Raw genomic sequence first — 13,797 nt, 5'->3', positions numbered from 1 at the left:
CCAACCTATGAACAAGGAGCACATGATGCAGCCATTCTCTCGCCGCGGATTCCTCGGACTGTCCGGTGCCGTCGCCGCGGGCGCCGCTCTCACCGCCTGTGCCGGAACGAGTTCGACGAGCAGCTCGTCGGCGTCCGGTGGTGGCGATGCCAGTACGATCACGTTCTGGTCGTCCCACCCGGGTAGCTCGAAGGACATCGAGAACGAGCTCATCTCGCGCTTCCAGACGGCCAATCCCGACCTGACGGTGCAGATGGTCGACGGCGGCAAGAACTACGAGGAGATCGCGCAGAAGTTCAACGCGGCGCTGTCGGGCGGGTCGCTGCCGGACGTCGTGCTGCTCTCGGACGTGTGGTGGTTCAACTTCGCGTTGCTCGGCGCGATCTCGCCGCTGGACGACCTGTTCTCGCAGGCGGGCGTGAACACGAGCGACTACGTCGACTCGCTCGTCGCCGATTACAACTGGAACGACAAGACGTGGGCGCTGCCCTACGCCCGCTCGACCCCGCTGTTCTACTACAACCGCGAGGTGTGGACTGCTGCCGGACTCCCGGATCGCGGGCCGGCCACGTGGCAGGAGTTCGACCAGTGGGGCCCGGAGATCCAGCGCGCCATCGGATCCGGCAAGCTCGCGCACGGCTGGGGCAACGCGGAGGACTACCTGGGGTGGACCTTCGAGGGCCCGATCTGGACGTTCGGCGGCAGCTACTCCGACGAGTTCGATCTGAAGTTCACCGACGAGCGCACCATCGAGGCCGGCAACTTCCTCAAGGACATGATCCACACGAAGAAGTACGCGGCCGTGTCCAACGACATCGCCAACGACTTCTCCGCGGGCCTGCTCGGCTCGACCATCGCGTCGACCGGCGACCTGTCGGGCATCACGAAGAACGCGAAGTTCGACTTCGGCACGGCGTTCCTCCCCGCCGAGGCGGGCACTCCCGGGTGCCCGACGGGTGGCGCCGGACTGGCCATCCCGGCGAACATCCCGGACGAGCGGAAGATCAACGCGCTCAAGTTCATCGAGTTCGTGACCAACACCGAGAACACGGCGTACTTCTCGCAGAACGTCGGCTACATGCCGGTGCGCAAGTCGTCCGCCACCGACGCCTCCGAGGTCGCGTTCCTCGAGCAGAACCCCCGCTCGCGGACCGCGGTGGACCAGCTCGCGCGGACCCGGTCGCAGGACTACGCCCGCGTGTTCGTGCCCGGCGGCGATCAGATCATCGGTGCGGGTCTCGAGCAGATCGCCCTGCAGAACGCCGACGTCGCGTCGACGTTCTCGGGTGTGCAGGATCAGTTGCAGCAGATCATCGATCGCCAGATCACTCCCAAGCTGCCCAAGTAGAAGCGGACCACCTCTGTCATGGCCTCGGTACATTTCGTGGAGACGACCCACCGCTACGCGGGAGCACCGACTCCCTCGGTGGACGCGCTCAGTCTGGACATCGCGGACGGCGAGTTCCTCGTGCTCGTCGGACCGTCGGGATGCGGCAAGTCGACGAGCCTGCGCATGCTCGCCGGGCTCGAGGCGATCGAGAGCGGGCGCATCGAGATCGGCGGCAAGGACGTCAGCGGGTTCGCACCCAAGGAACGTGACGTCGCGATGGTGTTCCAGAACTACGCGCTGTATCCGAACATGACGGTGGCGGAGAACATGGGATTCGCGCTGCGCAACGCGGGAATGTCGAAGGCGGACACGGCCGTCCGCGTCGAGGAGGCGGCTCGGATGCTCGAGCTCGAGCCCCTCCTCGGCCGGCGTCCGGGCAAGCTGTCCGGCGGCCAACGTCAGCGCGTGGCGATGGGGCGCGCGATCGTGCGTCGCCCCGAGGTGTTCTGCATGGACGAGCCGCTCTCCAACCTGGACGCGAAGCTCCGGGTGAGCACGAGGTCGCAGATCGCGTCGTTGCAGCGCCGGCTCGGCACGACGACGGTGTACGTGACGCACGATCAGGTCGAGGCCATGACGATGGGGGACCGGGTCGCGGTCCTGAAGAGCGGACTCCTGCAGCAGGTCGCGAGTCCCCGTGAGCTGTACGCGAATCCGGTCAACGACTTCGTCGCGTCGTTCATCGGCTCGCCCGCGATGAATCTGCTCGAGACGGACGTGGTGGACGGCCACGCCGTCCTGGGTGGCGCGCGCATCCCGGTGCCCGCCGCACACAAGGGGAGGATCGTCGTCGGGGTCCGCCCCGAGTCGTGGGAACTGGTGGGCGAGTCCGACACCGAGGCGGTCGAGCTGGCCACCGAGCTGGTCGAGGAACTGGGGGCGGAGTCGTTCGCCTACTCGGTCGGACCGACGGACGCCGGCTGGACGGCCCGCGGTGGCCGCGTGGTGGTGCGGGTGGATCGTCGCGTCGTGGTCGGTGCGGGCGAGCGCCTGCGCGTCAGGCCGGACGCGGGTGAGGTGTACTTCTTCGATCCCGAGTCCGGCCTGCGCCTGCGCTAGATCACCAGATGCGGACGCGCTGCTGCGGATCGAGGTAGAGCGCGTCCTGCTCTGTCACCTCGAAGGCCTCGTGGAAGCTGTCGAGGTTGCGGACCACGCCGTTGCATCGGAACTCGGGCGGCGAGTGGGGATCGATGGACAGGCGGCGCAGCGCCTCCGCGTCCCGCGCCTTGGTGCGCCACACCTGCGCCCAACCGAAGAAGACACGTTGGAGCCCTGTCAGGCCGTCGATCTCCGGGGCCGCGGAGCCGTTCAGTGAGATCTTGTACGCCTCGACGGCGATCGACAGACCACCGAGGTCGCCGATGTTCTCGCCGATCGTGAACTTCCCGTTGACGTGGTGTCCGGGAAGGGCTTTCGGCTCGAACGAGTCGTACTGCTCGATCAGCGCGGTGGTGCGCTTGCCGAACTCGCTGCGATCACTGTCGGTCCACCAGTCGACGAGGTTGCCGTCACCGTCGTACTTGGCTCCCTGGTCGTCGAATCCGTGGCCGATCTCGTGTCCGATGACCGCACCGATTCCGCCGTAGTTCGCGGCGTCGTCGGCGTCCGGGTCGAAGAACGGGGGCTGCAGGATCGCGGCGGGGAACACGATCTCGTTCATGCCCGGGTTGTAGTAGGCGTTGACGGTCTGCGGGGTCATGAACCACTCGCCGCGGTCCACCGGACCACCGAGCTTGTCCAGATCGCGCTGGTACTCGGCCTCGTAGCCGCGGCGGTAGTTGCCCACCACGTCCGCCGGATCGATCAGCAGCGAGGAGTAGTCCCGCCAGGTGTCCGGGTAGCCGATCTTCGGGGTGAACTTGTCGAGCTTCGCCAGCGCGGCCGTCCGCGTCTCCGGGCTCATCCACTCGAGGTCGGAGATGTTGCGCCGGTACGCCTCGACGAGGTTGGCCACCAGTTCCTGCATGCGCGTCCGCGAATCGGCCGGGAAGTGCTTCTGTACGTACAGATTTCCCACCGCCTCGCCCATCAGATCCTGTACGAGGGAGACGCCGCGCTTCCAGCGCTCGCGGTTGGTCTCGGTTCCCGTCAGCGTGCGGCCGTAGAAGGCGAAGTTCTCGTCGACGATCGCGGACGTCAGGTACGGCGCGCGGGAGTGGAGGATGCGCCAGGTGGTCCAGGCCTTCCAGTCGTCGAGGCTGCGCGTCGACCACAGCTCCGCGAACGTGGTGAGGAACTCGGGCTGGCGGACGACGATCTCGGCGAAGTGACGGTCCGCGTCGGCGCCGAGGCCCTCGATCCAGGCGCCCCACTCGAAGCCGGGCGCGTCCGCTCGCAGCGACGCGAGCGTCGTCAGGTTGTAGGAGAGATCGGCGTCGCGGCGCTTCACCACGTCCCAGTGGCCCGCCGCCAGGGCGGTCTCGAGATCGAGGACGCTCGCTGCGGAACGGGTCACGCCCGCGAGGGCGAACATGGCGCCGATGTGCTCGGCGTACTGCTCGCGAACCTGTGCGTGCTCGTCCTCCCGGTAGTACGACTCGTCGGGGAGGCCGAGGCCGGACTGCGAGAAGTGGACGAGGTAGCGGTCCGATTTCTTCGAGTCGGTGTCGACGTAGTGCGCGACCGCGCCGCCGACACCGGTGCGCTGCAGAGTGCCGAGTACGCGGGCGAGCGCCTCGCTGTCGGTGGCGTCGGCCACCGCCGCGAGCTCGTCGGCGATCGGCGCGGTGCCGGCCGCCTCGATGGCGTCGGCGTCCAGGAAGCTGCTGTAGAGGTCACCGATCTTCGCGGCGTCCGAGCCGGGCGCCGGACTGGAGTCCGCCGCGACCTGGATGATGTCGCGGACGTGCTCCTCGGCCCGGTCGTACAGTGTCCGGAACGCGCCGTCGACGGCGCGGTCGGCCGGGATGTCGTACTCGGCCAGCCAGCGGCCGTTGACGTGCTCGAAGAGATCGTCCTGCGCTCTGGTGGCGGCGTCGACGAACTTCAGGTCCAGGCCCGAGGGCCGTGCGAGTGATGCGTCCGAGGTCATGCCTCCATCCTGACAGGCCGGACGAGATGCGCGGGGTCGACGGGGCATTACGCTGGTCCGCGCAGGGTCACGTTGTCGACGAGAGAATTCGGGGTAACCGAGGCTCATGTCCACGGAACAGCACAGCATCGACGAGCCCGTCGCGCCGCCACCCCTCGACGAGGGCGCCCTCCTCGGCGCACTCGCCGCCTGGCTGCCGGAACAGCGGTGGTTCTCCGCCAAGGGTCACACCGTCACCGGAGTGCATCTGCTCACGCGGGAGACGCTGGCCACCACGTCCGAGCTCGTGGTCGAGCACGTACTCGTGCGGGTGGACCTCGAGGGCACCGAGCCCCAGATCTTCCAGGTGCCCCTCGGTGTCCGAGCCTCGGTGGACGAGGACCTCGACCCGTGGGTCGTCACTCGGGACGGCGGCGCGGTGGTGTTCGACGCCCTGCGTGATCCCGATGCCATCTCGGTCTACTCCGACCTCCTGGCCACCGGCGGGACCGGCGAGGTGCGCTTCCTGGCGATGCCGGGCAGCGACCTGCAGACCGGCCTGCGCGGAAAGGTGCTGGGCGCCGAACAGTCGAACACGTCGGTCATCCTGGGCGACCACCATCTGCTGAAGATCTTCCGGCGCGTCACGATCGGCATCAATCCCGACGTGGAGCTGCACCGGGCGTTGGGCCAGGCGGGGTGCGAGAACGTCGCGCCGCTGCGCGGATGGATGGAAGCGCACATCGACCACACCGAGACGACCCTCGCCATGGCGCAGGACTTCGTGGCGGGATCCACCGAGGGGTGGACCACCGCGCAGGCCAGCGTGCGGGACGTCCTGGCCAGCGGTGACGTGACGACGTCCGACTTCACGAGCGAGGCCCGCGAGCTGGGCCGCGCCGTCGCCTCCGTGCACGCCGATCTCGCGTCGGTGCTGGGCACGTCCCTGGCGCCGGCGGCCGCTACGGCGGCCGACATCTCCGCTCGCGTGGAGACGGCACTGCCCGTGATCGCCGACCTGGAGCAGTACCTCCCGCGCATCCGGGCCCTCATCGACCAGGCAGCGGGCACGGGCGGCATCGACACCCAGCGCATCCACGGTGACCTGCATCTGGGGCAGGTGCTCCGCACGTCGGAGCGGTGGGTCCTCATCGACTTCGAGGGCGAACCGTCGAAGACGTTCGAGGAGCGGCGCACTCCGGACAGCACGCTGCGCGACGTGGCAGGAATGATCCGCTCTTTCGACTACGCCGCCATGAGCCACGTCGTCGAGATCGAGGATCCGCACGAACGGGCGCGACTCGAGCCCGTGGCGCGGGAGTGGGTGGAGCGCAACGTGTCCGCATTCTGCGACGGCTACACCGAGGTGGCGGGACACGACCCGCGCATCTCGTGGGCGCTGCTGCGAGCGTACGAGCTGGACAAGGCCGTGTACGAGGCCGTCTACGAGGCGCGCAACCGCCCGACCTGGCTCTCGATCCCCCTGCACGCCATCGAGCGGCTCGTCGCGGAGTGACCTCGCGGACGGTCGCCGTGCTGAGGGCGGCCGGATGCGTGTTCGCCGAGGACGAGGCAGCTCTGCTGATCGGCGAGGCTCCGGACGAGAGCACGCTGGCCGACTGGATCGCGCGCCGTGTCGCCGGGGAGCCGCTCGAGTACATCGTGGGGTGGGCGCAGTTCCACGGGGGCCGCGTGCTCGTCGAGCCCGGCGTCTTCGTGCCGCGCCGACGGACCGAGGCCATGGTGGACGCGGCGCTCGGCCGACTCGGCGGCGGCGTGCTGCTCGATCTGTGCTGCGGCTCGGGTGCCGTGGCCGCTGCGGTGGTGCGCTCGGCGCCGGGGTCCACGGTGTACGCCTCCGACATCGACCCGGTGGCGGTGGCGTGCGCTCGTCGAAATCTGCCGGGCTGCACGGTCTTCGAGAGCGACACCTTCGCCGCGATACCGACGCACCTGCGCCACGGGATCGCCGTCGTCACCGCCAACACGCCGTACGTTCCCTCGTCGGCCATCGAGACCATGCCGCCCGAGGCGCGGGATCACGAACCCCGCGTCACCCTCGACGGTGGACCGGACGGACTGGACGTCCAGCGCCGCGTGGCCGCACAGGCACGCGACTGGCTGGCACCCGGCGGATCACTGATCGTGGAGGCGTCCGCGGCCCAGGCCGACACGGTGCGACAGATCTTCGCTGCCGCCGGTCTGGAGCCGACGGTGGTACACGACGAGGACCGGGACGCCACCATGGTGATCGGGCGAGGGACGCTCGATCAGGGCTGACCGAACCGCCCGGACTGGAAGTCCTCGAACGCCTGGAGCACCTCGGCCTTGGTGTTCATGACGAACGGCCCGGCCATCGCGACGGGCTCGCGGATCGGCTCGCCTCCGAGAACGAACATCTCCATCGACTCGGTGCCCTCGGCGGCGGCGAAGGTCAAGGTGTCGCCCGAGCCGTAGACCGTGGTCTGACCTGTGCGTACGGGCCGCCGCTCGGTGCCGACGGTGCCGGATCCGCCCAGCACGTAGGCGATGGCGTTGTAGCGCGCGTTCCAGGGCAGGGTCACCGAGGCACCCGGGGCGACGGTGACATGGGACAGCGTGATCGGCGTGTAGGTCGATCCCGGTCCCTCGTGGCCGTCCATCTCGCCGGCGATGACGCGCACCAGCGCGCCGCCGTCCTGGCTCGAGAGGAGAGCGACCTCGCGGCCGGTGATGTCCTGGTACCGCGGCGCCGCCATCTTGTTGTTGCGCGGGAGGTTGACCCACAGCTGCACGCCGTGGAACAGCCCGCCCGAGACGACGAGGTGCTCCGGCGGGGCCTCGATGTGCAGGATGCCGCTGCCCGCGGTCATCCACTGGGTGTCGCCGCCGGTGATGGAACCGCCACCGCCGTGCGAGTCCTGGTGGTCCATGATCCCGTCGATCATGTAGGTGACCGTCTCGAAGCCGCGGTGCGGGTGCCACGGTGTGCCCTTGGGCTCGCCCGGCGCGTAGTTCACCTCGCCCATCTGGTCCATGTGGACGAAGGGGTCGAGGTACTTCATGTCGACGCCCGCGAAGGCACGTCGGACCGGGAACCCCTCGCCCTCGTAGCCGGTGGGGGCAGTGGTGACGGCGCGGACCGGCCGGTTCACCGAGCCGGGCTGCGGCGTGGAGATGCGGGGGAGCGCGAGAACGTTGTCGACGGTCACTGCGGGCATGTCGGCCTCCTGGGATAAAGTTGACGAATCAACTACTTGCCCGGCTCAACCGCGAGGGGCCCGTCCTTGTTCCCCGGCCGGATCCACGTGCAGATCGAACCAGTCGAGGGTGCGCGACCACGCGTCGTACGCCGCCCGTTCGTTGTAGACGGCGGGTCGATCGTTGCAGTGGAACCCGTGCTCGGCGTCGGGATAGCGGGCGATGCGAGTGTCCACCTGCGCATCGGTGACGGCGGCGTTCAGCGCATCGACGTCGTCGACCGGGATCCCGGTGTCGAGGTCGCCGAAGAACCCGTGCCACGGCGTTCGCAGTGCCGTGGCGCCGTCGAGCAGCGGCGGGTAGCCGAAGCGACCCTCGCGGATGCCGCCGCCGTAGAACGTGGCCGCGGCACCGAGTGGACGCCGCACCGCCGTCTCGAAGGCGACGGTGCCGCCCATGCAGAACCCGACGATCGCGCACCCGCTCGGTCCGTAGCCGTACCCGGCCAACTCGTCGAACGCGGCATCGACGTCCTGGTCGATCTCCTCGGCCTTCAGTGCGCCGATGAGGTCCATCGCGGTGCTCATGTCGTCGTACGACACCACCGGATCACCGGCCCGGTGGAAGAGATGCGGGGCCACGGCGATCCATCCCGCCGAGGCGAAGCGGCCGCAGACCTCCGCGATGTGGTCGGTCACGCCGAACGCCTCCTGGACGACGACGACACCGCCTCGTATCGGACCTTCCGGGACGCGTGTGGTGAAAGTGATGGCCATCCCACCATCAGATCACGAGAATCTCGGTGTTCCATGTGTGAACTGTGTGAAAAGGGGAAACCGCGCCGAGGAACCAGCAGGAGGCCGCCATGACATCGACCCTGAACAACCCCGGAGCAGCGACGCCGCAGGAGCCGACCGGGCCGCCGCCGACGTTCGAGGTCGGTGCGCGGGTACGCACCCGGCACTCGATCGACCGCGACTCGGATCCGACGACGTGGCCTCTCGAGACGGGATCGATCGTCGAGGACTTCGCCGACTTCGTGGACTCGTCGTCCGTGGGTCGGGACTGGGCCGTGGCGCACCGGTGGGCGGTGGCCCTGGACAACGGGTGCCTGGTGTTCCGCGACACCGACGACCTCGAGGCCGCCGGCGACCTGACTGCTGCCGCCGAGACGTCAGCGCGGAAGCAGTAGCACCAGCACTGTCACGCCGGCGATGACGATGGCCGCGCGGAACGGTGTCCGCCCGCTGCTCGTCGACGCGATCCATGCGGCGACGACCACGACGGCCAGAGCGGCTCCGCCCGCTGCGGTCGACACCCCGGTGCGCCCGAGAGCCCCGCTCCCCACGACCCCCACGATCGATGCGGTGAGAAGCACCCCCGCGGCGAGTGGAGCGACCACGCGAGCAGGGAGTCGGTGTGCCAGCCCGCGGACTCCCGTCGCCGTGTCGTCGGCGATGTCGGGCAGCACGTTGACCAGGTGGGCGCCGAAGCCGAGCAGCGCCCCTACCGTGATCATCCACCACGGCGGCATCGCGTCGGCCACGGTGAGCGAGACGACCACGGGCGCCGATCCGAACGCGACGGTGTACGGCAGCCACGACACGACGGTGGATTTCAGACCGAGGTTGTAGGCGAGGGCCGACCCGACTCCCAGCACGAGGTGCACCGCACCCGGGACGACGCCGCACAGCATCGAGAACACCACGCAGACCACCGCCGCGACCGCGACGCTCACCCGCACGGTGGCGGGGTCGAGGCGGCCGACGGCGAGCGGTTTGTCCGTGCGGCCGACCGCGGTGTCCCGCGGGGCGTCGATCAGATCGTTGGTCCAACCGACGATCAGTTGCCCGCTCAGCACCGCCACGACCACGACGACGAGGAGCCCCGCCGAGGGTGGGCCGATGCTGACCGACAGCAGTGCGACGAACGTCGTGACCGCGGCGGCGGGGCCGGGGTGGGAGGCGACGAGGAGAGCGGAGAGTCGACTGCCCATGTACCGGAACAGTACTCAGCTGGCGCGAGCGTCCTCGCGTGCCGGGGCTCCCGTGTCCCGCTCCCGGCGGGCGTCCTCGAGCACGACGAGCCTGCCGAGTGCCGTGCGCGCGTGCATCTGCTGCTGCGTGACGGTCAGCTGGGTGCGCGCTCGGCCGAGGAACGTCCACGTCCAGTTGAAGACGGTGGTGAGTCGGCTCTTGAATCCGACGATGTAGACGAGGTGCACCGCGAGCCACATCAGCCATGCCAGGAAGCCGGTGATCTTGACGGGTCCCACCTGCGCCACAGCCGAGAATCGCGTCACGGTCGCCATGCTGCCCTTGTCCCGGTAGCGGAACGGGGTGCGCTCGGGGCGCGGTGTGTCGGTGGCAGCGGCGCGGACGTCGGCAGTGATGCACCGCGCGGCGTAGCGGCCGCCCTGGATCGCCACCTGGGCGACGCCGGGGAGCTTGTCGCGCGCCATCATGTCGCCGACCACGAAGACCTCGGGGTGGCCCGGCAGTGTCAGATCGGCCTCGACGAGCACGCGGCCCGCGCGGTCGACCTCGGCCCCGGACTTCGCCGCGAGCTGTGCCGCGAGCGGGCTCGCGGAGACACCGGCCGACCAGACCTTGCAGGAGGACTCGATGCGGCGCTCGGTGCCGTCGCTGTCGCGGACCGATAATCCGTCGGCGTCGACGTCGGTGACCGCGGCGCCCAGCTCGACCTCGACGCCGACCTTCTCGAGACGTCGTCGAGCATTCTCGCCCAGCGAGTCGGCGAAGGGCGGCAACACCTTCGGGGCCGCGTCGAGCAGAATCACGCGGGCGTCGCGGCTGTCGATCGTGCGGAACGTTCCGGCGAGGGTGCGGCGCGAGAGCTCGGCGATCTGGCCCGCCATCTCGACACCCGTGGGGCCGGCGCCGACGACGACGAACGTGAGGAGCCGTGCGCGCTCGACGGGGTCGGTGGTGAGTTCGGCGGCGTCGAACGCGTTCATGATGCGCCCGCGCAGCTCGAGGGCGTCGTCGAGCGTCTTCATGCCGGGGGCGAACTCGGCGAAGTGATCGTTGCCGAAGTAGGACTGGCCGGCGCCCGCGGCGACGACGAGGCTGTCGTACGGAGTGACGGTGACGCGGCCACGGCTGACCGAGACGACGGTGCGCGCCTCGAGGTCCACCTCCGTGACGTCGCCGAGCACGACGGCGGCATTCGCCTGGTTCTTGAGGATGAGACGGGTGGAGGGCGCGATCTCGCCCTCGGAGAGGATCCCGGTGGCCACCTGGTAGAGCAACGGCTGGAAGAGGTGGTGCGCGGTGCGCGCCACGATCGTCACGTCGACGTCGCTGCGGCGCAGGGCCTTGGTCGCGAACAGGCCGCCGAATCCGGAGCCGACGACGACGACGCGGTGCGGGGCTGTGGTGGTGGTCACGGTGCCCGTTCCTCTCACTTCACGTGGCCGACCTGCGGGTCCGCCTCCGACGGGGTTTCCGTCTGTGACCCAGACCATACACGGCGCGCTCGATTTGTCAGAACAAATAGGTGGAACAGGGCGAACACCTACGATTCGAGCATGGATCGCCCCGTGGTCGCCCTCGAGAACGCCGACGCCGTGTACGAGTACTACCGGGAGCATCAGCAGAATCGACGCGTCACGCGGCTCGCCTACGGGGCTCTCGCCGGACGGTTCCGACCCCGCGTCCGGTACGGCGACGGTGCTCGCGAACGCCTCCGCGCCCTCATCTACGACGACACGCGGTTCATCCTGGCCGTGAACCACGTCAGCGAGACCGACCCGTACACGGTCGCCGCCGCCGCGTGGTCCAGCGCGCTGCGGCCCGTCATCGGCCGCACCCGCGTCCTGGCCAAGGACGAGCTGTTCGTCGAGACCGAACCGAACCGCCCGCGGACCCGCCGCATCGCCGAGCGGACGTCGCAACGACGTCGCATCGAGATGATGGGCGGCATCCCGGTGTTCCGCAGCCGCGACCACGGTCTGCGCGCCGTGTCTCGGGCCGGCAATCTCATGATGGACGTGTGTGCCGAAAGGCTTTCTCGTGGTGACGATCTCGCGATCTTCCCGGAGGGCACGTGCAACGACGGTGATCCGACGGTGCTCCAGCACGTCGGGAGCGGGATCGGGCACATCGTCGCGCGCGCACGGACTCGCGGCGTCGAACCGAGGCTCGTGGTGATGGGGCTGCACTACGGACCGCCGCCCGGCAGGTACCGCTCGGCGAGCGTGCACATCGACGTGCCGGACATCGTGCTCCCCGACAAGCCGGTCTCCATCGCGCGCACCGTCGCCGAGTACCTTCAGGTGGCCGTGGAGTTGTCGGTCCGCCAGTACTGACTGGTGGTTTTGTCCGGTCGGACCGAAATGTCATGTGCTGCATCGTTGTTCACATTCGGTTCGGCTCCTGCTCGCCTGCCGTGCGCCTGACGTCGAGGTGACGGGAGCAGCGTCGTCTCCATGGTGGAGAACGCACTGAATCCGGCCGGGGAGATCGTCGACACAGGAGTCCCCGCCCACATCGCGGCGAACGCTTCCATCGCCGAGCAGCACGACTGGCACCTGAGCAATCTCCGTCGCCATCGGGTGTCCCGTCGCAACTTCCTCGTGGGTGCGGCCGCCGTCGCCGCGGCGGCCGGGGTGGGAAACCCCGGTTGGAATCGCGTCGCCTACGCGCAGGACGCGCCGCTGACCGTCGGAGGACGGCATCTCTCCTTCGGCTCCGACGCCGCGACGCAGCTCCGGTTCTCGGCGCAGCTCTCCCGCAATCCCGGACTCACCGGGGTGTTTCTCGACCACGGTCCGACCCCGGCACTGGGCGCCACGACGTCGGCCGAGGTGCGCAACCTGGTGAGCCAGGTACCGCGGTCCGACGGCGGCATCCTGGCGGCCGAGCAGTTCTACGTGCACGTTCCGGTGGACGGGCTCACTCCGCGTCTTCCGCACTACTACCGGTGGCGCACCGCCGACGGCTACGTCAGCGATGTCCGCAGTGCCGCACCGGCTCTGCCGCCGGGCCGGCTCGCGCCGTTCCGGTTCACGATGATGGGAGATCAAGGCGTCGACGAGACGCCGACCCAGCCTCCCGGCCTGAAGCCCGGTGACTACGACGATCTGTACTACAAGCCCGACAACGAGCCGTCGGCCAAGCACGCGGCCAACATCGTGCGCCAGATCGCCGACTCGCGGCCCGACTTCCACATTCTCGCGGGCGACATCGCGTACGCGGACCCGTCGGGACAGGGCCGCACTCCTCGCTTCGTACCCAGTGGCGGCACCGTCGACAAGGCCTTCGACAAGTTCAACCCGTACGTCTGGGACGGCTACCTCGCGGCGATCGAGCAGAGCGCGGCGTCGACGCCCTGGCTCTTCGCGACCGGAAATCACGACATGGAGGCGCTGTACGGGCCGAACGGATACGGCGGCCACGCAGCACGATTGGACCAGCCGGACAACGGCCCCGCCGGGTGCCCGTCGGTCTACTCGTTCGTCCACGGCAACGTCGCCGTGCTCTCGCTCGACGCCAACGACGTCTCGAACGAGATCCGCGCGAACACGGGCTACAGCGGCGGACGTCAGACGGGATGGGTGGAGTCGACCCTGGCGCGCTACCGGGCCGATCCGGCCGTCGACTTCATCGTCTGCTTCTTCCACCACTGCGCGTACTCGACGACGAAGGACCACGCGAGCGACGGCGGCGTCCGCAGTGCGTGGGCGGGGCTCTTCGACCGGTACCACGTCGATGTGGTGCTGCAGGCGCACAACCACGTGTTCGAGCGGTCCGATCCGATCCGCGGCGGCTCGCCGACCCGCGTCGCCGGTGACCGGTCGGAGGTCACCTCGGTCTCGGACGGCACCGTCTACTACACGGTGGGCGGCGGTGGGCGCCCGCGTTACGGGTTCCAGGACGGCGAACCCGAGAGCTACCGCGGCAACGAGGTGGCCGACACGTCGGTGCCGAACAGCTACGTCGTCGCCGCGGACGGTTCGAAGGTGCCCGAGTCGCTCACCTGGTCACGGGTGCGATTCCGCAACTACTCGTTCGTCCGCGCGGACGTGACGCCCGGGATCCCCGGCATCACACCGAGTCGGATGCGCATCTCCGCGGTCGACGAGTACGGGCGGGAGTTCGACGAGGTCACCTTCCGTCGCGAGCTGCCGCTCGCGTTCGGCAGCTAGCTGCCGGCCATGTGACCGTCGGCAGCTAGCTGCCGGCCATGTGAC

General features: G+C 69.2%; 12 protein-coding genes. 7 read left to right on the top strand and 5 right to left on the bottom strand.

Going from position 1 to position 13,797, the window contains the following annotated elements; all coding sequences use genetic code 11:
• The first annotated feature begins 25 nt into the window (after window positions 1–25).
• Together HQ308_RS10770 and HQ308_RS10765 are read left to right on the top strand one after the other, a co-directional pair.
• Entirely contained in the window at window positions 26–1,348 is a 1,323-nt protein-coding gene (locus HQ308_RS10770) for an ABC transporter substrate-binding protein (protein WP_222632671.1), read from the top strand.
• Window positions 1,349–1,366: 18 nt separating this feature from the next.
• On the top strand, window positions 1,367–2,449 hold the full coding sequence (locus HQ308_RS10765; RefSeq protein ID WP_222646376.1) for an ABC transporter ATP-binding protein: 1,083 nt from the start codon (window positions 1,367–1,369) through the stop codon (window positions 2,447–2,449).
• Between the two features lies 1 nt (window position 2,450).
• Here the strand turns inward: HQ308_RS10765 and HQ308_RS10760 are convergent, their stop codons facing one another.
• Window positions 2,451–4,424 carry a M13 family metallopeptidase gene (locus tag HQ308_RS10760; protein ID WP_222646375.1) on the bottom strand — a complete coding sequence of 658 codons (1,974 nt, stop codon included), beginning with the start codon at window positions 4,422–4,424 and terminating at the stop codon, window positions 2,451–2,453.
• Window positions 4,425–4,530: 106 nt separating this feature from the next.
• Between HQ308_RS10760 and HQ308_RS10755 the strand changes: the two genes are divergently transcribed.
• Both HQ308_RS10755 and HQ308_RS10750 read left to right on the top strand, forming a co-directional pair.
• Complete coding sequence (locus tag HQ308_RS10755) at window positions 4,531–5,919, top strand: phosphotransferase (protein WP_222646374.1); 1,389 nt, start codon at window positions 4,531–4,533, stop codon at window positions 5,917–5,919.
• A complete protein-coding gene (locus HQ308_RS10750) occupies window positions 5,916–6,683 on the top strand; it encodes a putative protein N(5)-glutamine methyltransferase (RefSeq protein ID WP_222632243.1) in 768 nt (255 codons plus the stop codon). Before HQ308_RS10755 ends, HQ308_RS10750 begins: the two co-directional genes overlap by 4 nt.
• Here the strand turns inward: HQ308_RS10750 and HQ308_RS10745 are convergent.
• Both HQ308_RS10745 and HQ308_RS10740 read right to left on the bottom strand, forming a co-directional pair.
• Window positions 6,674–7,603 (bottom strand): pirin family protein, encoded by a 930-nt coding sequence (locus tag HQ308_RS10745; protein WP_222646373.1) that lies wholly within the window; start codon window positions 7,601–7,603, stop codon window positions 6,674–6,676. The two genes, HQ308_RS10750 and HQ308_RS10745, sit on opposite strands and share 10 nt — an antisense overlap.
• A 45-nt stretch (window positions 7,604–7,648) precedes the next feature.
• Entirely contained in the window at window positions 7,649–8,359 is a 711-nt protein-coding gene (locus HQ308_RS10740; RefSeq protein ID WP_027506133.1) for a dienelactone hydrolase family protein, read from the bottom strand.
• An 89-nt stretch (window positions 8,360–8,448) separates the two neighbouring features.
• On the opposite strand from HQ308_RS10740, the gene HQ308_RS10735 reads away from it, so the two are divergent.
• Window positions 8,449–8,775: a hypothetical protein gene (locus HQ308_RS10735; RefSeq protein ID WP_222646372.1), complete on the top strand. Its 327-nt coding sequence runs from the start codon at window positions 8,449–8,451 to the stop codon at window positions 8,773–8,775.
• Here the strand turns inward: HQ308_RS10735 and HQ308_RS10730 are convergent.
• On the bottom strand, window positions 8,758–9,579 hold the full coding sequence (locus tag HQ308_RS10730) for a UbiA family prenyltransferase (protein WP_222646371.1): 822 nt from the start codon (window positions 9,577–9,579) through the stop codon (window positions 8,758–8,760). The genes HQ308_RS10735 and HQ308_RS10730 overlap by 18 nt on opposite strands.
• Before the next feature lie 15 nt (window positions 9,580–9,594).
• Window positions 9,595–10,992, bottom strand: a complete 1,398-nt coding sequence (locus tag HQ308_RS10725) for an NAD(P)/FAD-dependent oxidoreductase (protein WP_308115747.1) — start codon at window positions 10,990–10,992, stop codon at window positions 9,595–9,597.
• Between the two features lie 141 nt (window positions 10,993–11,133).
• Here HQ308_RS10725 and HQ308_RS10720 point away from each other — a divergent pair, with 141 nt between their 5' ends.
• Window positions 11,134–11,913 carry a 1-acyl-sn-glycerol-3-phosphate acyltransferase gene (locus HQ308_RS10720; protein WP_027506136.1) on the top strand — a complete coding sequence of 260 codons (780 nt, stop codon included), beginning with the start codon at window positions 11,134–11,136 and terminating at the stop codon, window positions 11,911–11,913.
• Between the two features lie 120 nt (window positions 11,914–12,033).
• The gene (locus HQ308_RS10715) at window positions 12,034–13,752 is read left to right on the top strand and encodes a metallophosphoesterase (RefSeq protein ID WP_027506137.1); all 1,719 of its coding nucleotides are present in this window, start codon (window positions 12,034–12,036) and stop codon (window positions 13,750–13,752) included.
• The last annotated feature ends 45 nt before the right edge of the window (window positions 13,753–13,797 follow it).

It is taken from the genome of Rhodococcus sp. BP-241 (assembly GCF_019836145.1).
Taxonomy (GTDB): Bacteria; Actinomycetota; Actinomycetes; order Mycobacteriales; family Mycobacteriaceae; genus Rhodococcoides.
The sequence above is the reverse complement of the archived record's forward strand: the minus strand, read 5'-3'. Positions and strand labels throughout refer to the sequence as shown.